The organism is Martinezella dioscoreae (genome assembly GCF_009176305.1).
In the GTDB taxonomy this organism is placed as follows: Bacteria; Pseudomonadota; Alphaproteobacteria; order Rhizobiales; family Rhizobiaceae; genus Rhizobium; species Rhizobium dioscoreae.
The window spans coordinates 983,860-1,007,563 of sequence record NZ_BLAJ01000001.1 but is presented as its reverse complement, the minus strand read 5'-3'; the positions used below and the strand labels follow the sequence as shown (position 1 = coordinate 1,007,563).

Genomic DNA, 23,704 nt, shown 5'->3' with positions numbered 1-23,704 from the left:
GAGAAACAATCCTAAAGAGCGCGACACGCTCCCCTCGAGGAACGCAAACCGCGAACTTCCGAGCAGAACCGGCGGAAACGATGACCGCATCATTCCCACCGGCGACAACATGGCTCTGTTTCAGCGGGCTCTGCCGGTAATCGGATCACTCCGCCGCGGTCCTGCCACGGCGCCGGCCAGTGCTCTTCGCTTCCGATACCTTGCCTTCGGCCGACAAAGCGGAATCTTCTTTTACGTCATCCTCAGCTTCAGGCCCGTCTGCAAAATCCGTCAAGGCATCGGCTGCGATATCCGACTGCCTGCCTCGTCTGCCCTCGCGAACGATATGCAACTCCTGATGCGGATAGGGAATGGAAATCCCCTCCTCCTTGAAGCGCCTCAGGATTTCGATGCGCAGATTGTTGCGGATCTCCATGCCGTCGGAAAGATCGGACAGATAAAAGCGCATCTCGAAATCGAGCGATGACGGACCAAAACGCAGGAACTCTACATGCGGCTCCGGATTCCTCAGCACCTTTGGGATCGAGCGTACCAGCTCCAGCAGGATATCCATCACCTTGCGCGGATCGGCATCATAGCTGACGGATACCGGGATTTCGGAGCGGGCGAGCCTGTTGCGATGCGTCCAGTTGCCGACGGACGCATTGATAAGTTCGGAATTCGGCACGATGATCGACTGCTTGCGAAAGGTCTCGATCTCTGTCGCACGCACCGAGATGCGCTTGACGATGCCTTCCGAAGTGCCCGAGACGATCCAGTCGCCGACCTTGAAAGGCCGCTCGACCAGCAGGATCAGGCCGGACACGAAGTTCGACACGATGTTTTGCAGGCCGAAACCGATACCGACCGAGAGGGCACTGGCGACGAGGGCCAGGCTGGATAAATCGATGCCGGCAGCGGAAATGGCAAAGATCGCCGCCAACGCTATGCCCAGATAGCCGATACCGGTTCTCACCGAGTTGCGGACACCCAGATCCACCTGCCCGCGCGCCATGACATTGCTGTCAAGCCAGCGCTGGAACCAGCGCGTGACCAGATAGCCGCCCGCAAACAGCAGGATGCCGACGAAAATGCCGAGCAGCGAGATCGACATGTTGCCGATCTTGATCTCGGTAAAGAGCCTGTAGGCAAATGTTTCCAGATCCTGAATGTGAAAGCCCCAAGAGAGCAGGATCAGCGGAATGCCGGTCAGCAGCGCGACGGCGTAGGTCGCAAGCCCAGCTGCAAGACCGGCCTGATCGAGCGCCACTTCACGCAGCTTCAGGCGATTTTCCAGAAAGCGTCCGATGATCGTTTCGGCAAAGACGCCCTGCTTGGATACGGCCTTGCCGAGCTGGAAACCAAGATACATGGTCGCGATGACGGCGCTCGTCACGATCATCTGCGTTGCCATGAAGCGGGCCAACCCGACATAGCCGATGAACGAGGTGAAGATCACCAATATGCCGAGAACGCGAAGAATGATGGCCATGCCATGCGGCCAATGGCGGCCTGGCGCATCCGGGTCGCCATTTTTGGCAAGCATCGGCGAACCGAAGGAGGCTGCAATCAGAATGAGGCCGATCAGCAGTGCCGCCAGAAAGCTCTTGGCCACGGTAACGACGACCGGCGACCCCATGGACTCGCTGATGCGGTCGAAGACGTAATCCAGCCCGTTGACCACAGCCATGGCCTGCAGGCACCAGGTCAGCGAATGTGCCCCCTTGTTCGACAGCTTGACCAGCCGCCAATGCGGCCGGAAGGGCGCGAAGACAGCATTGCTCAGGCGACCGACAAAATAGACGAGTCCGATAAAAGCGAAAACCGCAGCCAGTATCGGCGCGATGTCAGGCCGCAGCACATTGAAATTCGAGAGGAAGAAGAAAGATGTAACGAGAAAGGCAGCCAGCGACAGCGTGCGGATCAAGGTCGACCAGAAGGCGACGGAGAGTCGGCTGATATAGGGCGGATTCTCGACGGCCTCGTCCTGCACGTAATAGCGGCGGAATAGCCGATAACCACCGAAAAGAAAGATCAGAGCAGCGCCAATCGACAGGCAGACAGCGGCCAGGAATGAAGCAAGCTTTGCCTTAAGCACGAAGCCGATCCAGCTCGTCACGGCGGTACTGAACTTGACGCCCTCGTCGACCAGAGCCGCCCCTGCATCGTCGAATGTCGCCGTGGAAATCTCCGTCCGCTTGAATAGCGTCTCGGCAAACAGCCTTCGGCGCATCTCCATGAACTGCATCGCAAGCCGATTGGTCTCTGCGGTCAGATTGTCGGCATCGAGAATCGCGGCGCTGATCTGGGAGCGTTCGGCATTGAGCCGATCGCGCTCCTGCGCGACGATCGGAGCCTCAGGCGGCTGGCCTTCCTTGGGCGCAGCACCGAGTTGGGTCAGGCGTGCATCGATTTCGGCGGTACGGGGTTTCAGGCGTGCGGAAATAGCAGCTGTGGTGCGGTTGAGTTCGTCGACCTGGCTGGACAGCGCCACGAGCGTCTCGTCATCCGATGTTGCCTGTTTCGCCGCGTCCTGAAGCGATGCATAAGTCTTCTTCGCTTTGCCAAGATCGGTAACAGCTGCGTCCAGCAGCCCATTGGCGAGCTGCCCGGGCTGTTGGTCCGTTTGCTGCGACGCTTGGGCCGGCTGCTGATCCTGCGCAAGGGCAGCCCCCGCCAGCGGGATGATGGCGGTAAACACACCCAATCCCAGCAACAAAAGGGACAATAGAAAAAGACGAGATTTCAGCGGGCGCAAGCAGAGCTCCTCGTTGCACATGAAGTCGCAGGCAGTGGATGACCGAAATCGCCGCAAAAATGGAGACCTGAGTCGTCCTATAGTAGGATTGCGAATTCCATAGTCTTTACGCGTACGCCTTGTAAGACAAAGAAAGGCGACACGAAGGCATTCCATGCCGTTATCCCGTCCGGACTCTCCTTCAAAACCGGATATCGGCCGCTCTCATCTTGACGACGACCTGCCGCGCCGATCATCGCCCGCCCGGAAATAGGCCAGGAAAACACCTTGGCAATGGGTCGATCTATGCGCGCCCGCTCCGCAATATCAAGATGAAGGCGACGCCTCCAGCAAGCCCGGTGACCACGCCGATCGGCATGTCCTCCGGAGCCATCACCAGGCGCGCGATGACATCAGCCCAGATCAACGTCAGTGCGCCGAAAGCGGCGCTCAGCGGCACCACGCGCACATTGTCGCCGCCCACGATCAGCCGCACGAAATGCGGCACCATCAACCCGACGAAACCGATTGCGCCTGAAAAGGCGACCATCACGCCGGTCAGCAGCGCCGTGATGACGAAGAGTAGCAAGCGAAATCGTGCAACGGCAATGCCAAGCGTGACGGCCGTTTCATCGCCCATCGCAAGTGCATTGAGCTCCCTCGTCTTCGGAAGAAGTGAAACGAGGCAGAACAGCAGGATGCCGGCGGGATAGATAAGATGTTGCCATTGCGCCAGTCCTAACCCGCCCAGCATCCAGAAGACAACGGTGTTGGCGGCTCTCGGATCGCCCAGAAAGATCAGGAGGTTGCCAAGCGCCGTGAACACGAAGGCTACCGCCACGCCCGACAGGACGAGCCGATCGGCCGAATGCGAGCGCGTCAGCCGCGTCGTCAGCCCGACGGCCGCGGTTGCGAGCAAGGCGCCGGCAAAAGCGAACAACGGCACCGTCAACAGGCCGAGGATCAGCCCGGTATGCAATAGCGCCAGAATGGCGCCGAATGCCGCCCCGGAGGAGACGCCGAGGAGATGCGGGTCCGCCAATGGATTTCGCGTCAGCGCCTGCAGGACGGCGCCGGTGATGGCAAGCCCCGCCCCGACGAGCGCCGCCAGAACGACGCGCGGGAAACGGACGTCCCAGACGATGCTTTCCTGCCCGCTGGACCAGGTGACCGGAAAGGCACCAACATGCAGTCTGTTGCCGACAATCGACCAGACGGTGGAGAACGGAATGGATGCCGAACCGAGCGACACACCGGCGGTGATCGACAGAATGAAGCCTATGGCGAGCAAGGGGATGAGGATAGAGAGATTGAGGCGCATGCTTGAAACTTGAGGAAGGGATCCGCCCCATGATCGACTGGACGGATCGGCATTGCAGACGATTACATGGCGCTCGGGTGAAAGGCCTTGGCCAGCGTGGCGATGGCCTCGATGTTGCGCGGCCCCGGCGTCGCCTCCACATAGGGCAGCACGACGAAGCGGTCATTCTTCACGGCATCGATATTCCTGAAGGCCGGATTGCCCTTGAGAAAGGCGATCTTCTGGGCGGCAGTGACCTGGCCGTAATCGACGATGACGATCACTTCGGGGTTCTTCTCGATGACCGGCTCCCAGGACACTTCAGTCCAGCTCTTCTCGACGTCGTCCATCACATTGACGCCGCCGGCAGCCTCGATCAAGGCAGTCGGAATGCCATAGCGCCCCGATGTGAACGGCTTTTCCTCACCAGAGTCATAGACGAAAACGCTGGTCGGCTTGGCGACATGACCGATCCTCGCCTGGATCTCGCCAAGCTGCTTACGATAGCCGGCGACGAGCGCTTCCGCCCTGTCCTCGACGCGGAAGATCCTGCCGAGATTGAGGAGATCCACGAACATATCGTCCATGGTCGGCTTGCTCTTCTGCATGACGAAGATGCAGGATTCGGTCAGCTCATAGGCCTTGATGCCGAAGGGGGCGAGCGTTTCCGGAGTTACCTCGCCGCCGACCTTCATGCCGTAGTTCCAGCCGGCAAAGAAGAAATCCGCATTGGCGCCGAGCAGCACCTCCTTGCTCGGATATTTCGGCGACAGCTCCGGCAGTTCCCTCACGCCGTCACGCAGCTTCTCATCCAGCGTCTTCCAACCGGAAATGCCGGTATAGCCGACCATGCGGTCCTGCAGCTTCAGCGCCAACATCATCTCGGTCAGGTTGACGTCGTTGGAAACGGCCCGCTCCGGCGCTTTGTCGAAGGTCACATCGCGATTGCAGCTGCGCACGGTGACAGGCTCGGCGAGTGTCGTGCCCGCAAACAGGCTTCCGATAAGCAAGGCCGCGGCAGACAGGGATATGCGAGAAAACATGAATAACTCCAATGATCGTATTATCGAAGGGAAAAGGAAAAGCGCTGCGGGCCGCCGTCGGTGCGATGCAGCCGCGCACCAACCCTGAAAGCGTTCGAGACATGCTCCACAGTCAGGACTTCGGCAGGTTCGCCGTGGCCCATGAGCCGCCCGCAATCCATGACGGCGATCTGCGTCGCAAAATCAGCAGCGAGATTGATATCGTGCAGCGTCGTGATGATCGTCGGGCCGAGTCTCTTGAGTAGCTCAAGAATCTCGAGCTGATGGCGGATGTCGAGGTGATTGGTCGGCTCGTCGAGGATGATGAGTTCCGGCTCCTGTGCCAAGGCGCGGGCGATCAGCGTCCGTTGCTTCTCACCACCCGACAGCGACGCGAATTGCCGCTGTGCCAAAGACTCCAGTTCCAGACGGGCAAGCGCCTTGGTCGTGACCTCATGGTCGCGATCGCTCCAGCGTGCCATGCCCTTGCGGTGCGGGATGCGGCCCATCAACACCACGTCCCGCACGCTGAAGGGAAAATCACCTGGCGTCTCCTGCGGCACGACGGCGATGCGCTGCGCCGCCTCTCGCGGACCTATGGACCAAAGATCGATGCCGTCAAGACGCACCGAACCTCGCTGCGGCTTGAGGCCGCGATAGAGGCAGCGCAGCAAGGTCGACTTGCCGGCTCCATTCGGACCGATGATCGCAAGCCGGGCGCCGGCCTCGACTGATAGCGTGATGCCATTGATGATCGGCATTCCCTTCTGGGGACCCCAGCTGATGCCGTCTGCTTCCAGTCGTGCGCTTCGTTCGGACATGACCCGGCTCCTATTGCAATACGACCAGCTGGCGTTCGGCTGATACGATTGCAGCGGGAATGCGCGCGAGGGTCTTGCCTGCCAGCGCTCTCGGGCGTTCGCTTTCGCGGGTCAGCCCATCGGGGCGATCCCGATAAAGCTTCGCGAAGGAGACGAGCGCACCGATATCGCTCGCATCCTCGATGTCACCGAAGAGGTACGTCGACTTTGCCGTGGCCTGGAAAGCGACCGTGCACGGCCGTTCGCAGCCCGCCATGCAGACGCTTCCCTCCAGGCTGAAATCATCTGCGAGTGCGGCGTCAGCCTGGGAGATCGCCATCTGCAGATGTTTCAGGAGTTCGAGACCCGGCCGGCACGGTTTGCCGACATGACGGCAGTTGGTGCACACGGTGATCCGGTGCGTCGCCTCTTTTGTATTATCCATGAGATGCCTCCCGGAGATTTCGCCGGAGGCACAGTCAAGATAGGGCCAGCGGACGCAGCGGCGCCCTCGCCCAACCACTGATTTTCCATCGGAACACCCCGTCCGTTGCGGTTGATATCATCGATGGCAGGTCTCCTGGCTCGCGGGTCACAACTCGTTCGCGCCTTCCCGGCTTGACGCCAGTGGCATATTGCGAACGCGCTCTCCGCTTACAGTTGCGGGGGCAGCCACGGTCTTGGCCCCTGATGGGTAATCCGCACCGTGTTCCCTTTTCAGCCGCCATCCGGATCGATCCGAAAGCAGCACCATCGGCGGTATTCATGTCATAGAAAGCGGATGCGGGCAACGGCGATGTCATATGCGCTTTCATTTGTCCTGGAGCTTCGGCCTGAATTGCCATTTGTTACGTTATTACATAACAAATGGCAAGCCATTACCTCCGCTCGAGGCCGCGACTGCGATATGCATGTGCGGAAGCGCTCAATCGCGATCCAGAATGAAAGAAACCGCAGGGTTGTCAGACCGCCTTGCACTGAGGATGAAAACGCTCCGCGACGCTCTCTGCCGCCGCATAGGCCTGCGTCACGATCTCAGGCACCAGATCGATGTCGGGGAGACTTCCAAGTCCCAGGGGACCAATCGCAAAAAGCCCGTCTGTCGTACGCCCGTTGACCTCAAGCGAGCCTGTCGCGTCCACGGCGAGACCGAGGCCAAGCTCGTCCGGCACCGCGAGGCCGGCATCGATGAGGCTACGCAGCAAGGGTGCATTCAGATCCGGCGCCTGGCACCGACAATCGATTACGTCGTCGGCATAGAGCTGCTCGGTCTCCTGCCGGCCAGCCGGCTTCAAAACCAGCCCGGTCGGCGTGCGGCGGATAAAATGACCGCGCCGCAGCAGCGTATTGCCCTCGGCAAGCTCCTGATTGAGGCGTACATGCAGCGCCTCGGGAAGCCGATTGCGATGGCTGTCATAAAGCGCCCGCAAATGGCGGTTGAACTGCTGCTTCTGCCCCGCCGGCAGAGATCGCCAAAGCGAGCGCGCATGCTTGCGCAAGCCGTTCATGACGGATTGCCAGCTCTGGCCGTTCGCCTCCGCCTCGACGCAAGCCTTGCGGACGAAGCGGACGATCTCGCTGAGTTTGCCGGGCATCTCGTCGGCAGGGAAAACCGGATCGGCATTGTTGCGCGTGTGGCTCTGCGGCAGAAAGCCTCGCCGCGAAACGATGGTGATCTGCCCCGTATAGCCATTCTCACGCATCTGCAGCAGCCGATCGACGACGCGCAGGCCGCTTCCGAGCAGGATCGTATGCGGTCGCGACACGAGACGGCGCGCCCGCACCGTCGTCGGCACGGTCACGAGATCGCTGGCCTGGAATTCGTGATCGCTAATGCCATAGCCTGTCGCCAGCACCACCATGTCGAAAGGCGCATTGGCGGCGCCATCGCTTTCCACTACGAAACGGCCGCCCCGAACACGCCGAAGCCCGAAGACCGTCTCGCTGCTGACCTGCACCGCCACATCCCGCCGTGACGAGAAGGCTTCCGAAAAGCGCTGATAGACGTAGTCGCTGAAAATGCTCTTCGGTACGAAGATCTGCAAAAAACCGGGTATGGCGGCGGGGACGGCGCTGCGGAAAGGCGCATTACCGCAAAGCCATTGATTGAAATCGTCGGGATCTCCCGCGGAAACGGAAAGATCGCGAACACGGCTGTTGAGAATTTCACTGCTATGTCCGGAGGCGAGCGCCTGTCCGCCGCTGACGGTGGAATTAGGATCGAAAAGCTGCAGATGGAAGGGAAAGCGAACCGTCTTCATCAGGGCGATCGCCATCATCATGCCGGAAAAACCGCGCCCGATCACGGCAATGCGAGGCATCGCATAAGGCCGCGCTGTCGCGTTCGTCCTGGCGGAAAAGAATCCCTGAACCGTCATATCAACTCCTGGGGCGAGAGGTGGTCGATCATGCCTTTCTTGGGCTTGCTGACTTCACAGGTCCGGAAACACAGAGCCGACATCCGGGCCTCGGCAACCTTGGGACTGCGGCCGACAGAACGCACGAAAGCCGCTTCCGTTCTCAATACGCGTCGCGCTTCTTCAATCAGGACCCTTCCAAAATGAAAGATGCGACAGGCAGGTCCAACTCTGATCCAACACCAGATGCCTGCAATCAGCCGCCATATGATTACTTCGTCAAAAGCCATCAGGCAGCAGAATTATTGCCATTGTCTACTTATTTAGTCGTATATGAAAGCGCGAAAACGCTCCGCTAGCAAGTGCTTTCTTGTCCGGGCGGAATAGGGTCGACGAAGCTGCGGTACAGAAAACGGCGGGCGACCGGACACCCCCTTCGTATCCGGCACCTGCGTCGACCGGCAAAAAGGGAAAGCAATTCCAAGCCCTAGGACCAGCTTATGAAGCAGCTTTCGCTATTCGTTGGTCCCAGAGAAGAGGGTTCGCAACTCGCCATCCTCAACGCATTATATCGGGCCGCTCGCTTACAATTTTCGTGGTCGGCGCCTATCGTGCCCGAGGGCGCAACATGAATGCGCCAGGAAAATCCGTTGTACACTCCAGCTATCGAAATTAAGATCGCAGGGATTTGCTGCGCCTGAGAAACCGACTTGGCGCTGGCCGAGGAGTGGTGAATGGGGACTGTTTCGCAGTTGCACGAACGTGTCAGGCCGCCCGCCCATCGCGTCCAGAGCGAAGAGGAAGCGCTCGACATCGCACGTTCGCTCGCCGCCGGTTTTGCTCAGCATGCAAGCGATCGCGATATCAATCGCATCCTGCCCTATGACGAGGTCGAAGCCCTGTCGCAGTCAGGCCTGCTGGGGATTTCCGTTCCTTCGGAACATGGCGGTATCGACATTTCGAACTGCGTTCTCGCCGAGGTCGTTGCGATCCTCGCCGAGGCCGATCCTTCCATAGCACAGATATTGCAAACGCATTTTCATGTGCTGGAAGCGGTGAGAATTGGAGGCGGCGAAGACCAACGGGCATCCCTTTTCGACCGCGCCATTATCGGCGATCGTTTCGGCGGCATCTTTTCCCAATCCGGTGCAAGCGGCACCGACCAGCATCCCTGGCATCTGACAGCGGACGGGCTCGGCTTCCGCCTCAGCGGGCGGAGCCAGCCTTCCGCCAGCATTCTGTTTTCGGACTGGATTGCGCTATTCACGACCGACAAACGCAAGGGGCTGATCGCCGCTGTCCTGTCCAGAGATATGGAGGGCATCCAGATCATCGACGACTGGGATGGCTTTGGTCAGCGCACCTCCGGAAACGGCACGATCATATTGCATAATGTCTATCTCAATGCCGACGCCCTTCTTCTGCACCGAGAAAAGCTGGCTGAGCCTACAGTGATCGATAGTGTGAACCAACTCACCGGTGCCGGCATCAATCTCGGCATTGCCCGCTCCACGCTGACGGCGACGATGGAATTCGTGCGGACCCGCTCTCACTCAGGCAACGGGGATGAGCGAGCCGTCAACGATCCGCTGGTCGTGACAAGGATCGGCGAGATTGCCATCCGCATTGAGGCGGCGACGGCGATGGTGGAGCGCGCCGGCGGCAGGATCGATGCCGCACAGATCAATCTCACCGAAGATCATGTTATCGACGCCGCACTCTCCGTTGCGGCGGCCCAGACGATTACTGCCGATATCGCGATGGAAGCAGCCGACGCGCTGTTTGAGCTTGCGGGCACGGAGTCTGCGCGCATCGGACTCAACCTTGACCGCCACTGGCGCAACGCCCGCATTCACACCCTGCATGAACCGGCCCGCCGGAAATACCACATCGTCGGCAACTACCATCTCAACGGCGTAAAGCCATCGAAGACCTCATTGCCTTGATGGGCGCAGGAGAATCGACAAGGTCAGCCGATATGTGAGGCCCGGTGGTTTTCCCGTTCCGGGATATCGGCGTCAACGCCACCGGCAACGAATTCCTCCAGCGACATGTTGTCGAGAATCTCGGCAATCGCGTCACGCACCTCGGTCATCGAGCGCCGAACCTGACAGCGTTCCGGATCGGAACAGTCGTCGCAGGCTTCGTAAGCCGTACGGCTGGCGCAACGGATAGGCGCCAACGGGCCGTCCAGGGTACGAATGACATGGCCGATACGGATTTCCGATGCGGGGCGCGACAGCGAATAACCGCCGCCTGGGCCTTTCTTCGAACGCAATACGCCGGCATTTCGCAATTCGAGGAGAATGGTATCGAGAAACTTCTTCGGAATATTGTTGCGTAACGCGATATCGTTGATGAACGCGGTTTCACCCGGACCAAGGCGTGCGAGATCCACCAGCGCCTTCAGTCCGTATTTTCCTTTTTTCGTAAGCATCGCCGTCCGCTTTACTGCAAAGTCGATTGTTGAAAACCCGGCGTGTCTCAAAAGAGACTCAACGGGCCGGTCCTGTCAGCACAGATTGCGGAAGTAACCCCGCAGCCCCTTACGAACAAGACAGTAACTCACAAATTGTATAGTTTATATGAGTAAATTTAGGCAATTGTATCGCCTAAGCAACGAATTTGCGGCTTTTCTTGGATTTAGGCGGCGCTACTGTCCAAATATGCCTTCTCTTGCCCACGCCTGAAGTCGGCAACCGCACCCGCCACCTGGTCAGCCACCAGAACGGCATGCTCGACCACCTCGGGCAATCCCATCAATTCGCCGAAGGTTCCGCGCGCAAGCGGTCCGGAGATAAACAAGGATGGAACCACCGTTCCATCGCCGGCAAGCGCCCGTGATCGCATGTCGCAGGAAAACCCCAGCCGTGCGGGATCCATTGCGAGATATCCGGCCTTCGATAGCTCGTCGATCCAGCCCTGCGATTGCAGGATCCCGCGGTGCCCTGGTCCGGTGGTGACCACGACCGCATCGAATTGCCTTTCAACGGATCGCTCCGAACGGCTGAGGCGTAGGGTGCAGTCGACCACGTCATCTGCAACGCCGACCGCCGCGACCGAAGCCGCCAGTATTTCCAGCCGGCCGCTTGCAAGCGCCCCTTCGCTGATAGCCTCCACCTGCGGCGCAACGCGAAACCGATGCACATCCCAGAATGGCCTCAAATGCCGGACGAGACGTCGCCGTTCCGCGATCGGCAGCGCGTGCCAGACATGCCGGCCTTGCGCCCTCACCTGGTCGATGACAGCATGCCAGCTGCGGCCTTCGTCCTGCGCCTTGCGGATGGCGGTACGTACGTTGCGCAGCAGCTCGACTGCCGTCTTTGACGGCTGAGTGGCGAAATCGCCGAATGGCTCCTGCCTGACTGCCGCATGGCCGCGCGAGCGCAGGCCGCGTCGGGATATGGCAGTAATCGGCCCCTTATGGCCTCTGAGCCCGAGCGAGGCAATGACGTCGGCCGAGGTCAAACCATTGCCGACGATCAGAACGCGATCCTCGGAGCGAATGGCCGCAAGCGCATCCGGTCGTGTCGGATCGGGAATGAAGCGCGGGTGATCGGCAAGCGCATCCTGCAGCACTTGCGGCGGCAAGGGCGACGGATGACTGGTGGCGATGACGAGAATGTCAGCATCCACGCGCTGTCCATCAGTACCGGTGACCGTCCAGCGGTTGCCCGTCCTTTGAATACGCTCGACACTTTGCCTGACATGGAGGAGCCGCCCATTCTCGACGAAAGGACGGATCATGCTATTGATATAGTTTCCAAAAACGGAGCGTCGCGGAAAAAAACCGCCATTCACGGCGACCGCCGCATCATCATTGGCAAGCGCGTCATTCTCCAGCAGCCAGCGCTGAAAATGCTCGATGTCGTCGGGCAACAGGCTCATTTTCGCTGCCGGCACATTGATGCGGTGGGCAGGATCTTGCGTGTCGTAGGCAAGCCCTGCCCCCAAACGCTCCCTTGGCTCGAATATAAAAAGCTGACAGCCCCGCCCCGACTGATTCTGTAGCAAATGGAAGGCAACCGCCGTCCCCGAAACGCCGCCGCCAACTATGACGATAACAGGCAGATCAGGCGCCTGGTGGTCCGAGCCGATGGTCAATAGCCAACTTCCTCCAGATCGATCGCCACACGAATTCTACATCCGCCGGCAACGGCAATTATCAGTGAGGCAGTGATATACTCTATAAAATTTGTTGACAATACGATTGCAGCGCGTGCCTGCCCTCTCTGCAACCAACGGCAGTCAATACAGTGCTGATATGCCTTTACAAACAAACGGTTATTTGTGCCGCGCACAACATTGTTTTTGCATCGCAAGATGTAAAAAACTTGGCATACACCTGTTCGAGGAACATACTAATGGTTGTTCTGGTTCGTGTTCTCTGTGGGAGGAGAAACATCATGGAACTACTTCGTCTGCTCACCGCATTCGACTATACGTTGATGCTGATTCTGGCTGCGATCTTTGTGTTCAGCGTCATGGAAGGCGTGCATAAGAAGCACTGACCGCATACGGTCGAAAGCGATGGCTGTTGCCGTCAGGCGGACATGTCTGACGTGGCTTAAAGCGGGCAGCTGAACCAGCTGGCAAAGCCATCAATCCGACGTGGTCGGCTCATATGGGCAGCCGCCTATAGCAGCGACAGGATCTGCCGATGCAGACAGGTCGCCGCGTGGCGAGCCTCCTCCTGTCGAAGCATCCAATCATCCTGTATTTCCCCCAAATAGGCATCGCGAGCGAGCTGCATGGTCGTTCGGGCTACGTGTTCGGACAAGCGCGGCATGACCCATTCGGCGGCGATGTCCTTGCTGACGAATTCCCCAGTCGCCGCCGTTCTCCACATACGGGCCAGTGTCAGCAGAACATTCCGCTCGTCTCCATATAGATTGGCAAGCAAGGCCGGCAGCGCCTCCCGTATAGCGCGCCCTATATCTCCAGGCGGAATTTCAACAAGAAGATCATCAAGGGCCGGGCCAAATAGCGTTAGGGTCTGCTGCCGCGCCTGAGCCAGGACGAGCGTGATGTCCGGATCACAAAGAGGCTCAGGGATTCCGCCGGCCTCGAAGCCGTCGCGCAACCATTCACCATAGACAAACTCACTACATGCCGGAAAAGGTGGTGCGGAAAGATGATCCTTCAGAAACACCATGAGCTCGATGCAGCGTGAAGCACCGGGCCGGGCTGGGTGACGACCCGAAGCCGCCAGTAGACGAGCAAGCAGGCGTTTGCGCATGGAATCGGTCATCGGGAGATCGATGATTGCCAAAACATCCACATCGCTTTGCGGACGCAGTCCACCCGCGACCGCCGATCCGTGCAGATAGACGGCTTGAAGGTGATCGCCGAAAACTTCCTTGGCAATTGCCAAAGCCGCTCGGGCTTCTGCCGGAATTTCCGATGTTGCAGTCCGCATGCAATCTCCGATCGCGATCATCCGGATATAGCGATCGAAGAGCCGCTTTTGCAGCCCAACTCAAGCTCTTCATCTTCGTAATCGTCAAACCAAAGAGCATTGATCTAACAAGACATCCCAAAAGAACCGGATCAAAGTCCGTTTGCTTTGAGGGTGAGGCTTTATGCTTATACTTGCAAAAATCAAGGCAAATATGCAGCGCTGGATTGTATAATCCGGCACGTCTATTCATCGATCTAAGAAAAATGTTCCGCAAGCTTCGCGCAAACAATTCCTGGGATATTTCTCGACGTCGATAAGACATGAATCAGAGAGGATATACTTATGAGTTACGACTGGGAGGGCGTAAAGACACGCCGCATGAGAAGGTTGAAATACGGGCTGTCCCTATTTCTCTTCACGATGTCGCTAACCGCGCCAACGGCATTTCTGCTGCATCTGCGCTGAACCGGGCCTTCTCTTCCGGCAGCGGATCATCAATTCCATTCCCGTTTAACAGACTTCAGCATCCAGACATCAATCCATGGCGGACGGGAACCAAAGCAAGCCTCCGTTCGTTCCTAAGGGCACTTCCCCCTATCAAGGAGAACATCATGGCCGACGTCTCGCTGGACAAGGATATCAACACTCAGATCAACGAGCTTCGCAGCCAGATCGATAAGCTCTCCACCGAATTGGCAAGGCGCATCGACAGCGCCTCGGATCGCGCCGACGAGGCTCTTTCTTCGACAAGGGGAAAAGTTGCAAGCATCGCGGACCATGCCCGCTCCGAGGGCAGGAATGTGGTGCAGGCCGCAAGGGAAAATCCGACAGCCACGAGCTCGGTCCTGATCGTGACAGCGCTACTCGGTCTATTTACCGGCCTTCTACTGGGCAGGCTCTCCGATTGACCGACAGCCCCAACAGCCGAAAACCCTAACGCGTTGCAAATTGCCTAACGATTTCAAGGAGTTTTTGGTGGGTGATGTAGGGCTCGAACCTACGACCCGCTGATTAAGAGTCAGCTGCTCTACCAACTGAGCTAATCACCCGTACCGCTTGCTGGCGGCGTGATCGGGCATATAAATAGGATCGGTTTGATTGTCCAGCGGCCAGACGAATTTTCTTTGTTTTTTTGTCAAAAAAATTTCAGAGGTCGCCGAAAACTCAATAAAATCAAAGCTCAAGAATTCCTGATGCAACACGCACCGCCTGGCCGCCGATACGTGCATTGGCGATCAGGCCGCCATCGATGTCGAGGTGAAGATGAATCAGCGACGGCCGCCCCATCTCGACGCCCTGCTCTATGATGACCGGATGATGTCCATCCGGCAGGGCGTCGAACTGATTGATCGCACCGGATAGCGCCGCCACCGCAGCACCTGTCGCCGGGTCCTCGACGATACCCATTCCTACAGGGAACATGCGCGCATGGAATTTGGCAACGTGATTGACGCCGCCGCGACAATAGATGAAAGCCGAGGCAAGCGCGCCGTCGACGAACGGCACCGTCTTTTCCCAGAGCTGCTGATCGAATTCCAGCCTTTCCGCCGCGCCGACGTCGTGAACCGGCACCAGAAGAAACGGTACTCCGGCACTCCAGATCGAGGGCACATGATTCTCGAAGCCGATTTCGGTGATCTTCAGGCTGAGTGCATTGGCGATATCGGCCCTGTCGAGCGGCAGCAGGATCTCCTGCGACTTTTTCGGCAGGTCGAACTCTGCAAAGCTCGCCTTGTTCTGTCGCAGCTTGATGGCGCAGCGCACCGGCCCGACGCGCTCGTCGAGAACGGAAACGAGATCGAGATCTCCGCCATGATTGGCATGGGCCTTCTCCGCCAAGGCGATCGCCGTGCCGACGGTCGGATGCCCGGCAAAAGGCAGTTCGCGACCAGGCGTGAATATCCGCAGGTTTGCCGTATGGGCGGGATTTTGCGGCGGCAGCACGAATACGGTCTCTGAAAGGTTCATTTCCCTGGCGATCGCCTGCATCGCCTCGTCGCTCAACCCTTCGGCATCGAAGATGATCGCAAGTGGATTGCCCGCCAGTTTGCTGTCGGTGAACACATCATAGACACTGTAGCTGCGCGCCAATCCGGCCTCCATCATGCTTCCAGACTTGAATATTCATAACTGCAAGCGACTCCAGTGCAAGCCCAAGCTATTTGTCGCTGCCGAAGAACCAGGCGAGAATAGGAAGCATCGCAATATTGTAGGGATGCGCCGTTGGGTCGGCCGATCGAATAGCGACCACGCCATCGACCTCGTCCTCTTCGGAAACGAGCATATGCGCCTCGATCCGCCGAAGCATGTCCTCGGCCGTCCATGGAAAACGGAAGACTCGAAGAAGCGTGATCGAACGCCTTATATGCATTGCGTGATATCCGGATACCGGCGCGGCATCATTTAGATCGAGACCAGTCTCCTCCAACACCTCGCGCCGCATATTGCCTTCGACATCGGCACGCCCGTCGACGATATCGTTCTCATCCATCGATCCGGAGGCACAATAGACCTGACCGGGATTTGCGGTATGGGCGGCCATGCGTATCGCGATGATCGCTCCATCCGACGATACGATGACGGGAAAGGCAAAAAGGTGAAACGCTCCCGGCTGCCGCTGCTTTCGCCAAAAGAGAAATGTCGAGAAGGGTGCTACATAGGCCTCCCCCTTCACTGCACCGCCTGTAAGCGACAGCCTGTGCTGCAAGATCATGCGACCGTCATAGAGTGATGGATTGGCGGCAATTTCCCTTGCCCAATTTTCCCGCGCCGCCTCTTGCGCGTGCATGTGAAACGGATGTTCGCCGCGAAACACCGTAAGGTCGATGCTGGAGACGGGGAACACGGTGCTTTCCGGCGGCCAGCCGGCCATGTCCTTCTGTTCTGAGAGGGTCATATCAAATCCAATGTCATGACGACGGGGCAATGGTCGGAGGCCTTCGGCCTGTCCCAGCCGACGCGCGGATAGCGCTCCACCTCCTGCCCCGGTGGAAAAATCGTACGGAAAGGCTGGCCCGAACGGATGATATCGGGCATGCGCGTCGCATTGGCCCGCGCCAGAGCCGGAGAGAGCCAGATATAATCGAGCTGGCAAAGGCGCTGCTCCTGTGGTCCGCGGGCGTGGTAAAGCGTCCAGCGGTCAAGTTCGTCGCGCCGCTGCATGACGTTTTCGGCGAAACCATCATGGCTGAAGACATCGAGTGCGCTCCCCTTCTCCTCGCCGCGCGGTTCGAAGCGATAGCCGGTGCGGCGCGTGCCGATGACATCAACCCATTCCTGATAGTCGTTCATATCGCCGCAGATGGCGAAAGTCTTCGTCGCCGTGTTGCCGACCCCGAAACGATCTTCGATGATGCGGCGAACCGCCATGGTCTCCGCCCGGCGGATCGGCATGGTCGCATGACGTCCATCCAGGCCTTCACGCGCCGGTCCCATCGATTTCAGATGGATGACGTAGAGCGAGAACGGTACGCCACCGATATGGAGATGCAGCTCCAGGCAATCGCGCTTGAAGATCTTGTCCTCCGAATGAAGGCCGAGCTCCGCAAGCTCGTCATTGAAAAGGCCGAAATTGCCATAGGTCACCATGGCGTGACTCTTGATATCATTCAGGACGATCGGCTGGCCGTCGTGCGTCTCCTCGCGCATCATGACGGCAACATCGATGCCGCGACTGTCGTTGCCTTCGATCAGGAATTTCTGACGATAGCCGTTGCCGACCATGCGGTAGAGATAACCATATTCGAAAGCCTGCAGCGCCGCCATGTTGTCGACCTCCTGCAGGCAGATGATGTCGGCATCAGCATCCGCGATCGCAAGCGCCGTCATCTGCCTTGTGTCATCGGTGGCGGCAACCACCCGGGCTGCCTCCAGCTGCTGATAGACCTCTTCATTGCGAACATCGAAGAGCTGCAACACGCGATCCTGGCGCAACTGGTTGCGAAAACCAGTGTAATCAAAACGGGTCAGAAGGTTTTCGACATTGAAGGTCGCAAGGCGAAGGGACATGAAGCATTCCGATTTAAGAAGAATATGAGCCGGCTTATTATACTCACATCATCCAGCTTTGGCTGTTACAGTCGATTTGAACTTACCCATCAGATACGGTCCGGACAGAACAGGCGCATATTTCGGCTCCTCGCCTTCCTTGAGGCATGACGGCAGGCAGGCGATCTCGGCAAACCAGTTCGGCTGATGAAAGAAGGCAAGGGATTGCCGCCGCTGCATGCCGCCCTCCTCCGGCGGCGGATTGACGACGCGATGCACGGTCGAGACCCAGCGATCGTTGGTCCAGAGCGCCATCAGGTCGCCGATGTTGATGACGAAAGCACCCTCCACCGGCGGCACCGGCGTCCAGTTGCCATCAGGAGCGATGATCTCGAGCCCTTTCGAGCCGGGTTGCGGCAGGAGGATCGTCAGGCTGCCGTAATCGGTATGCGCGCCGGCGCGAAGCTGGCCCGGCTGCGGCGGCACATCCTGCTCGGGATAGTTCAACGCCCTCAGCGCACTGATCGGCGCATCGACGTGCGGATCGAAGAAGTGTTCATCGAGGCCGAGCGCCGTCGCGAACACGCGCATGATGCGCGCCGCCAGATCCTCCATCGCCCGATAATAAGCCTTCCAAGCCTCCACGAACCCTTCTGGCGCCTCCGGCCAGATGGTAGCGGCATAGCAGAAGCCGAGCGCTTCCGGATCGGTCATGCCTGCGGGAATGGAAAGCGGACCTCCATTAAAGCTCTCCTTCAGGTCCGGCGGTGTGTCGACATTACGCGATTTTGCCAGCGCTTCGGTGCCCGGCCCGAGATAGCCGTAAGGGTAGCCGGGATAGAGCGTCTTGGCGCGCTGCTTCGTTTCGGGCGGCAGATCGAAGAAGGACTGCGTTTTCTTCCAGACCTCTGCGATGACGGCATCCGCAACGCCGTGATTGGCAATTGCCAGAAAGCCGGTCGAGCGGCATATCCGATCCACCTCCGCGCCGAGCCGCTTTTTCTCGTCGTGACCGGCTGCTTCGAAAGCGCCGAGGTCGAAAATCGGAAAGCTATGATCGGACATGCGCGACTCCCTTTCGTGACGTCGAGCAAATCAAGCATAGGAGGAGGCAGGGAACAACCATCTTGTCCCTTGCCCGATCAAAGCCGCCAAGCCGAGCGGATGGCAACCCGGTAGTCGTCGCCAGCGGTGACAGGCTCGCGGCTATAGGCACGCAGCACCTGTCCATCCGGCATAGACAATCTTAGCGCATAACGCTCGCCCTCATAGAGAACGGAAACGACTCGGCATGAAATGCCCTCCCCGTCGACAACCACGTCTTCAGGCCGCACGAGAATATCCGCACTGGCCGAGTCGCCTGCCCGATTCTCCCACAGGCCTCGGAAGGACGGCCAATCGATACGGCGCAGACCGCCATCGGGAAACGCGAGCGACAGAATGGCGCCCTGCCCGACCAATCCGCCGACCATCTTGCCTTCGGGGCATGCATAGATCTCCGCCGGCGGCGCCACCTGCAGGAGGCGCCCTTCGGACATGACGGCGACATCGGTCGCAAGCGCCATCGCTTCGCTCTGGTCGTGCGTGACATAGACCATGGTGGCACCGGAGCGCTGGTGAAACTCGCGAAAGGTCTCCTCCATCTCCTTCTTCAGGTGACGGTCGAGATTGGCAAGCGGCTCGTCGAGCAGCACAACATCGGGCGATGTCACCAGGCAGCGAGCAAGCGCCACGCGCTGGCGCTGACCACCGGAAAGATCGGCGGGACGACGTTCGGCATAATCGCCAAGACGCACCGTCGCCAAGGCCTCGCCCACCTTCTCACGGTAGCGCTTGCCGGAAATGCCGCGCACCTTCAGCGGATAACCAACATTGTCTGATACGTTCATATGCGGCCAGAGCGCGTAGGACTGGAACACCATCGCCATGTTGCGCCGCTCTGGCGGCAGCATACTCGCCGCATCCGCCAGCAGCCACTCCCCGAGATGGATGGAGCCATCGGTCGGCTGCTCGAAGCCGGCGATCATCCTGAGTACGGTCGTCTTGCCGCAGCCGGAAGGGCCGAGCAGCGCCAGGAAACCGCCTTCGCGAACATCGAGCGACAAGGCATTGACGGCAGCGCGCCCGCCCGTGCCGAAATCCTTGCTGACGTGATTGAGGATCAGCTTCGCCAAGGCACCACTCCCTTCGGCAGGCGCTTGGCCATGATTTCGAGAAGCACCATCATGACGACGACCATGGCGATGACGATGACCGACATGGCCGAGGCAAGATCAGCGCTGCCGCCGTCGTCGAGATTGTAGATGACGACACCGAGCGTCTGCGTGCCGGCGGACCACAAGAGCGCCGAAACGGTCAGCTCGTTGCAGGCAATGAGGAAGACGAGGATCACCGAGGCACCCGCCGCCGGCGCGATCAGCGGCACGATGATATCGGTCAAACGTCGGAAGAATCCCGCCCCTGAAAGCCGCGCTGCCTCTTCCAACGCCGGATCGAGCTGCAGGAAGGCGCTCATGACCGGCTTCAGGCTGACGGCGAAATAGGCGGAGAAGTAGGCAAGCAGGATGATCCAGATCGTCCCATAAAGCGTGATGTTGAGGATCGGCAGAGGGGCGGCAAACACCAGAATAAAGCAGACCGCGATGATGATGCCTGGAAGCGCATAGGGGATCTCGATCATGCCGCCAACGATGCGGCTGAGCACGTCCTTGCGCCGCGTCAGTGTATAGGCGGTGAGCACTGTCACCAGCAGGAGACCAAAAGCTGTCATGCCCGCGAGGAACAGCGAATTGGAAAAGGCAGTCCGCGTTATGCTCTGCCGAAACAGAATTTCCGTGAAGGCGTTGAGCGATGCCGTCTTGAAGGTAAGCGGCACGCCATAGGCCGGCACCAGCGCGCCTGCGACCAGCGCCAGGAAGGGTGCAACGAGCATGACGAACAGAATGGCGCAGAGCACCGGCAAGGCAAGATAGCGCCAGCGGCCAAGCGAAAAGGCAGCCGTCGCACCGGAAATGCCGATGATGCGGTAATCACGCCCCTTCAAGGCCCTGCCCTGCACGGCAAGCCCGGCAACGGCGATGACGGCGATCATCGTCGACAGCACGGCGATATCGCCGAATGTCCTCGGCCCGAAACTGGAAAATTTGGTGAAGATCAGCGTCGAGAGCGTATAGATCGAGGCAGGAATGCCGAGAATCGCGGGAATGCCGAAATTGCCGATCGAGGAGACGAAGGCGATCGCAGCTCCGGCAATGACGCCGGGCAGAGACAAGGGCAGAATGATATCGCGGAAGACGCGCAGACCGGAGGCCCCAGAAATCCTTGCAGCCTCGACGCCATCGCGCGGCAGCGCCATCAGGCCGGCGCGCAGGGCGAGATAGACGAGCGGCGCATGCTGAACGCCGTAGAGAAGCGCAATACCGCTAACGGAATAGAGCGGCTGCGGCGAGCCGAGCGGCGGCGCGATGTGTAGCGCCTTCAACAAGGGGCTCGACGGCCCGGACATCTGCACCCAGGCAAGCGCCGTCACCTGCGGCGGTATCATCATCGGCAGAACGAAGAGGAAGCCGAGCAGTTCCCGACCCGAAAGATCGGTCAATGTCAGCAGGAATGCGAAGAGGCACCCAAGGACTACGGAAACGATGGTGCCGAGCACGGCCGTTTCGATCGTGTACCAGACCGAGCGCCAAAGAGCTGGATCGGTGATGAGCTCATAGGTGCCGCCTTTGAGCAGCGCCTCGATGCCGACGAACGCCAGCCGCGCCAGCGGCAGGACGCTGAGCAAAAGCACGACGGCAACAACAAAAGGAAACAGCCAGGCCGGCTGGCTGTTTCCTCGACGCACATATGAGTACATTCCAGATCCGGGCCGGATTACTTCGACTTGAAGTAGGTGGAGAAGGTCTTCAGGTCCTGATCCGTGTTCTTGAGAGCATCGGCTGCATTCAACGGCAAAACCTTGATGCTGTCACGTGCCGGAAAACCTTCCGGCAGCGGCGTGCCATTGCGGGCCGGGATGTAGCCGAGCTTCAGGAAGCCTTCCTGGCCCTTTTCGGAAAGGACGTAATCGACGAACTTCTTGGCGGCATCGGCGTGCTGCGTGCTGGCAAGAATGCCGACCGGCTCGGTGACGGCCGAAACGCCTTCCTTCGGGAAAACGAACTCCAGCGGAGCGCCCTTGGCCTTTTCACGGATCGGCATGTAGTCGACGATCATGCCATAGGCCTTCTCGCCAGAAGCAACTGACTTGAGCACGGCACCATTGCCGCCCGAGGCGATCGCACCGTTATCGGCCAGGTTCTTGTAGTAATCCCAACCGAGGCTGCTGACGCCGGCAAGCGTCTGTGCGTGGATGAGAGCGGCGCCCGAGGCAAGCGGGCTCGGCATGGCGACCAAGCCTTTTGCTTCGGGCTTCACCAGATCCTGCCAGCTTGCCGGCTTCATTGCGGCCGCGGTGTTATAGACGATGCCGGTCGTGATCAGCTTGGTGGAGTAGTAATAACCATCGGCGTCATAGAGCGAGGCATCGTAGTTCTTGGCTTCCGGTGACTTGTAGGCGAGCAGTGTGCCGGCTTCCTTCAGGCGCTCCAGGGTCACCGTATCGGCGATCAGCAGAACATCGGCAACCGGAGCGCCGGCCTGCATTTCGGCCTGCAGTTTGGCGATGATCTGCGGCGTGCCGTCGCGCACCCAATCGACCTTGATGCCAGGATTGGCGGCCATGAAGCCATCGACGGTCGCCTGCGCATCGGCATTCGGCTGGCTGGTATAGAGGACGAGATCGGCAGCGTTTGCGGTGCCGGAGAAAAGGGCAATGGCCAACAGGCCGGCAAAGGCGGAAACAAAGGTCTTCATGAAAACGTCCTCGACTAGGTTCTAGGAGGTTGTCTAGACGCAGGGCTTAACATGATTGTGACAGTTGAATTTGAATAGATTGCCGTTCGTATGATGATTGAATCTTGACCATCGGCATCCGGCGCTATTTCTTGACGTACGTATTTCAGACGGGATCGAGGAGGACAGATCTATGGAATATCGCCTGCTTGGCCGCTCCGGCCTTAAAGTTTCCACCATCACCATGGGCACCATGACTTTCGGCGGCGTCGGCTGGGCGAAAACTGTTGGCGATCTTGGCGTCAAGGAAGCAAAGAAGCTCGTCGACATGTGTGTGGATGCCGGCGTCAATCTGCTCGATACGGCCGACGTCTACTCGCAAGGCGCATCGGAAGAAATTCTCGGCGAGATCATCGGCGCCCCGCGCAAAAACGGCGTGCTCATCGCCACCAAGGCGCGCTTCCCAATGGGGCCGGGCGTCAACGATGTCGGCTCATCCCGCCAGCATCTTATCCAGGCTTGCGAGGCAAGCCTGAAGCGCATGAAGACCGATGTGATCGATCTCTACCAGCTGCATGAGTGGGACGGACAGACGCCGCTGGAAGAGACGATGGAAGCGCTCGACACCCTGATTCGCCAGGGGAAGGTCCGCTACACCGGCTGCTCGAACTTTTCCGGCTGGCACATCATGAAGGCACTCGGCGTCAGCGAGCGCGACAAGCGCGAACGCTTCGTCAGCCAGCAGATCCATTACACGCTCGAAGCACGCGACGCGGAAAACGAGCTGGTGCCCATCAGTATCGACCAGGGCCTCGGCATTCTCGTCTGGAGCCCGATTGCCGGCGGCCTGCTCTCGGGCAAGCATCGCCGCAACCAGGCAACGCCGGAAGGCACGCGCCAGTTCGCCGGTTGGACGGAACCACCGATCCGCGATGAAAACCGCCTGTGGAATATCGTCGATACGCTTGTCGAGATAGCTGACAGTCGCGGCGTTTCGGCCGCTCAGGTGGCGCTTGCCTGGCTCATCGGCCGCAAGGGCGTGACCTCGGTCATCATCGGCGGCCGCACCAAAGCCCAGTTCAAGGACAATCTTGCGAGTGCCGAGCTGAAGCTGACGGACGAGGAACGCAAGCGGCTCGACGACGTCAGTCTGCAGCCGCTGATGTATCCCTATTGGCACCAGCGCAATACCGCCAGCGATCGGCTGAGCGAGGCCGATCTGGCTCTGATCGGCCCGCATCTGGCGAAGTGACGAACCCCTTCTCCCCTCGGGGAAGAAGGTGCCGAC

Annotated in this window: 21 protein-coding genes, 1 tRNA gene and 1 riboswitch; of the genes, 5 read left to right on the top strand and 17 right to left on the bottom strand. The window is 59.2% G+C overall.

Features of this window, described 5'->3' with window-relative positions; genetic code table 11:
- Positions 1 to 145 precede the first annotated feature (145 nt).
- The 6 genes from GDN47_RS04890 to GDN47_RS04865 form a co-directional block, all read right to left on the bottom strand.
- The gene (locus GDN47_RS04890) at positions 146 to 2,737 is read right to left on the bottom strand and encodes a mechanosensitive ion channel family protein (protein ID WP_152092701.1); all 2,592 of its coding nucleotides are present in this window, start codon (positions 2,735 to 2,737) and stop codon (positions 146 to 148) included.
- Between the two features lie 283 nt (positions 2,738 to 3,020).
- Positions 3,021 to 4,037, bottom strand: coding sequence for a FecCD family ABC transporter permease (locus tag GDN47_RS04885; RefSeq protein ID WP_152092700.1), 1,017 nt, complete (start codon positions 4,035 to 4,037; stop codon positions 3,021 to 3,023).
- 62 nt (positions 4,038 to 4,099) lie between these two features.
- On the bottom strand, positions 4,100 to 5,059 hold the full coding sequence (locus GDN47_RS04880) for an ABC transporter substrate-binding protein (protein WP_152092699.1): 960 nt from the start codon (positions 5,057 to 5,059) through the stop codon (positions 4,100 to 4,102).
- 20 nt (positions 5,060 to 5,079) lie between these two features.
- Positions 5,080 to 5,859: an ABC transporter ATP-binding protein gene (locus GDN47_RS04875; RefSeq protein WP_152092698.1), complete on the bottom strand. Its 780-nt coding sequence runs from the start codon at positions 5,857 to 5,859 to the stop codon at positions 5,080 to 5,082.
- A 10-nt stretch (positions 5,860 to 5,869) separates the two neighbouring features.
- On the bottom strand, positions 5,870 to 6,283 hold the full coding sequence (locus tag GDN47_RS04870) for a DUF1636 family protein (protein WP_113332999.1): 414 nt from the start codon (positions 6,281 to 6,283) through the stop codon (positions 5,870 to 5,872).
- A 108-nt stretch (positions 6,284 to 6,391) separates the two neighbouring features.
- Positions 6,392 to 6,608: riboswitch (cobalamin riboswitch) on the bottom strand.
- A gap of 192 nt (positions 6,609 to 6,800) precedes the next feature.
- Positions 6,801 to 8,216, bottom strand: a complete 1,416-nt coding sequence (locus GDN47_RS04865) for an FAD/NAD(P)-binding protein (RefSeq protein WP_113332998.1) — start codon at positions 8,214 to 8,216, stop codon at positions 6,801 to 6,803.
- Positions 8,217 to 8,236: 20 nt separating this feature from the next.
- Between GDN47_RS04865 and GDN47_RS04860 the strand changes: the two genes are divergently transcribed.
- Positions 8,237 to 8,554, top strand: coding sequence for a hypothetical protein (locus tag GDN47_RS04860; RefSeq protein ID WP_152092697.1), 318 nt, complete (start codon positions 8,237 to 8,239; stop codon positions 8,552 to 8,554).
- Positions 8,555 to 8,929: 375 nt separating this feature from the next.
- A complete protein-coding gene (locus tag GDN47_RS04855) occupies positions 8,930 to 10,141 on the top strand; it encodes an SfnB family sulfur acquisition oxidoreductase (protein WP_152092696.1) in 1,212 nt (403 codons plus the stop codon).
- Positions 10,142 to 10,164: 23 nt separating this feature from the next.
- On the opposite strand, the gene GDN47_RS04850 is transcribed toward GDN47_RS04855, so the two are convergent.
- The 3 genes from GDN47_RS04850 to GDN47_RS04840 all read right to left on the bottom strand — a co-directional run bounded on the left by GDN47_RS04850 (position 10,165) and on the right by GDN47_RS04840 (position 13,614).
- Positions 10,165 to 10,632: an RrF2 family transcriptional regulator gene (locus GDN47_RS04850; protein WP_113390310.1), complete on the bottom strand. Its 468-nt coding sequence runs from the start codon at positions 10,630 to 10,632 to the stop codon at positions 10,165 to 10,167.
- 206 nt (positions 10,633 to 10,838) lie between these two features.
- Positions 10,839 to 12,299, bottom strand: a complete 1,461-nt coding sequence (locus GDN47_RS04845) for an FAD/NAD(P)-binding protein (protein ID WP_152092695.1) — start codon at positions 12,297 to 12,299, stop codon at positions 10,839 to 10,841.
- A 532-nt stretch (positions 12,300 to 12,831) separates the two neighbouring features.
- A complete protein-coding gene (locus tag GDN47_RS04840; RefSeq protein ID WP_152092850.1) occupies positions 12,832 to 13,614 on the bottom strand; it encodes an aminoglycoside adenylyltransferase family protein in 783 nt (260 codons plus the stop codon).
- Positions 13,615 to 13,938: 324 nt separating this feature from the next.
- Between GDN47_RS04840 and GDN47_RS32565 the strand changes: the two genes are divergently transcribed.
- Positions 13,939 to 14,061, top strand: a complete 123-nt coding sequence (locus GDN47_RS32565) for a hypothetical protein (protein WP_267904811.1) — start codon at positions 13,939 to 13,941, stop codon at positions 14,059 to 14,061.
- A gap of 146 nt (positions 14,062 to 14,207) precedes the next feature.
- A complete protein-coding gene (locus GDN47_RS04835) occupies positions 14,208 to 14,504 on the top strand; it encodes a hypothetical protein (protein ID WP_069613187.1) in 297 nt (98 codons plus the stop codon).
- Between the two features lie 65 nt (positions 14,505 to 14,569).
- Here GDN47_RS04835 and GDN47_RS04830 read toward each other — a convergent pair.
- The 8 genes from GDN47_RS04830 to GDN47_RS04795 form a co-directional block, all read right to left on the bottom strand.
- Positions 14,570 to 14,645, bottom strand: a tRNA-Lys gene (locus GDN47_RS04830).
- Between the two features lie 124 nt (positions 14,646 to 14,769).
- The gene (locus GDN47_RS04825; RefSeq protein ID WP_173002440.1) at positions 14,770 to 15,687 is read right to left on the bottom strand and encodes a PhzF family phenazine biosynthesis protein; all 918 of its coding nucleotides are present in this window, start codon (positions 15,685 to 15,687) and stop codon (positions 14,770 to 14,772) included.
- A 67-nt stretch (positions 15,688 to 15,754) separates the two neighbouring features.
- On the bottom strand, positions 15,755 to 16,492 hold the full coding sequence (locus tag GDN47_RS04820; RefSeq protein ID WP_145632699.1) for an NUDIX hydrolase: 738 nt from the start codon (positions 16,490 to 16,492) through the stop codon (positions 15,755 to 15,757).
- Complete coding sequence (locus GDN47_RS04815) at positions 16,489 to 17,604, bottom strand: endonuclease/exonuclease/phosphatase family protein (RefSeq protein ID WP_152092693.1); 1,116 nt, start codon at positions 17,602 to 17,604, stop codon at positions 16,489 to 16,491. The genes GDN47_RS04820 and GDN47_RS04815 overlap by 4 nt, the downstream gene beginning before the upstream one ends.
- 48 nt (positions 17,605 to 17,652) lie before the next feature.
- On the bottom strand, positions 17,653 to 18,648 hold the full coding sequence (locus tag GDN47_RS04810) for an isopenicillin N synthase family dioxygenase (protein ID WP_152092692.1): 996 nt from the start codon (positions 18,646 to 18,648) through the stop codon (positions 17,653 to 17,655).
- A 77-nt stretch (positions 18,649 to 18,725) separates the two neighbouring features.
- Positions 18,726 to 19,757, bottom strand: a complete 1,032-nt coding sequence (locus GDN47_RS04805) for an ABC transporter ATP-binding protein (protein WP_152092691.1) — start codon at positions 19,755 to 19,757, stop codon at positions 18,726 to 18,728.
- On the bottom strand, positions 19,745 to 21,439 hold the full coding sequence (locus tag GDN47_RS04800) for an ABC transporter permease (RefSeq protein ID WP_152092690.1): 1,695 nt from the start codon (positions 21,437 to 21,439) through the stop codon (positions 19,745 to 19,747). Before GDN47_RS04800 ends, GDN47_RS04805 begins: the two co-directional genes overlap by 13 nt.
- 17 nt (positions 21,440 to 21,456) lie before the next feature.
- Positions 21,457 to 22,437: an ABC transporter substrate-binding protein gene (locus GDN47_RS04795; RefSeq protein ID WP_152092689.1), complete on the bottom strand. Its 981-nt coding sequence runs from the start codon at positions 22,435 to 22,437 to the stop codon at positions 21,457 to 21,459.
- A gap of 172 nt (positions 22,438 to 22,609) precedes the next feature.
- Between GDN47_RS04795 and GDN47_RS04790 the strand changes: the two genes are divergently transcribed.
- Entirely contained in the window at positions 22,610 to 23,668 is a 1,059-nt protein-coding gene (locus GDN47_RS04790; RefSeq protein ID WP_152092688.1) for an aldo/keto reductase, read from the top strand.
- Positions 23,669 to 23,704 lie beyond the last annotated feature (36 nt).

Bases quoted from the DNA above. Each gene is read 5' to 3' on its own strand.
- GDN47_RS04885 (WP_152092700.1), bottom strand. From the start codon at position 4,037: ATGCGCCTCAATCTCTCTATCCTCATCCCCTTGCTCGCCATAGGCTTC.
- GDN47_RS04880 (WP_152092699.1), bottom strand. From the start codon at position 5,059: ATGTTTTCTCGCATATCCCTGTCTGCCGCGGCCTTGCTTATCGGAAGC.
- GDN47_RS04875 (WP_152092698.1), bottom strand. From the start codon at position 5,859: ATGTCCGAACGAAGCGCACGACTGGAAGCAGACGGCATCAGCTGGGGT.
- GDN47_RS04870 (WP_113332999.1), bottom strand. From the start codon at position 6,283: ATGGATAATACAAAAGAGGCGACGCACCGGATCACCGTGTGCACCAAC.
- GDN47_RS04865 (WP_113332998.1), bottom strand. From the start codon at position 8,216: ATGACGGTTCAGGGATTCTTTTCCGCCAGGACGAACGCGACAGCGCGG.
- GDN47_RS04855 (WP_152092696.1), top strand. From the start codon at position 8,930: ATGGGGACTGTTTCGCAGTTGCACGAACGTGTCAGGCCGCCCGCCCAT.
- GDN47_RS04850 (WP_113390310.1), bottom strand. From the start codon at position 10,632: ATGCTTACGAAAAAAGGAAAATACGGACTGAAGGCGCTGGTGGATCTC.
- GDN47_RS04840 (WP_152092850.1), bottom strand. From the start codon at position 13,614: ATGCGGACTGCAACATCGGAAATTCCGGCAGAAGCCCGAGCGGCTTTG.
- GDN47_RS32565 (WP_267904811.1), top strand. From the start codon at position 13,939: ATGAGTTACGACTGGGAGGGCGTAAAGACACGCCGCATGAGAAGGTTG.
- GDN47_RS04835 (WP_069613187.1), top strand. From the start codon at position 14,208: ATGGCCGACGTCTCGCTGGACAAGGATATCAACACTCAGATCAACGAG.
- GDN47_RS04820 (WP_145632699.1), bottom strand. From the start codon at position 16,492: ATGACCCTCTCAGAACAGAAGGACATGGCCGGCTGGCCGCCGGAAAGC.
- GDN47_RS04815 (WP_152092693.1), bottom strand. From the start codon at position 17,604: ATGTCCCTTCGCCTTGCGACCTTCAATGTCGAAAACCTTCTGACCCGT.
- GDN47_RS04810 (WP_152092692.1), bottom strand. From the start codon at position 18,648: ATGTCCGATCATAGCTTTCCGATTTTCGACCTCGGCGCTTTCGAAGCA.
- GDN47_RS04800 (WP_152092690.1), bottom strand. From the start codon at position 21,439: ATGTACTCATATGTGCGTCGAGGAAACAGCCAGCCGGCCTGGCTGTTT.
- GDN47_RS04795 (WP_152092689.1), bottom strand. From the start codon at position 22,437: ATGAAGACCTTTGTTTCCGCCTTTGCCGGCCTGTTGGCCATTGCCCTT.
- GDN47_RS04790 (WP_152092688.1), top strand. From the start codon at position 22,610: ATGGAATATCGCCTGCTTGGCCGCTCCGGCCTTAAAGTTTCCACCATC.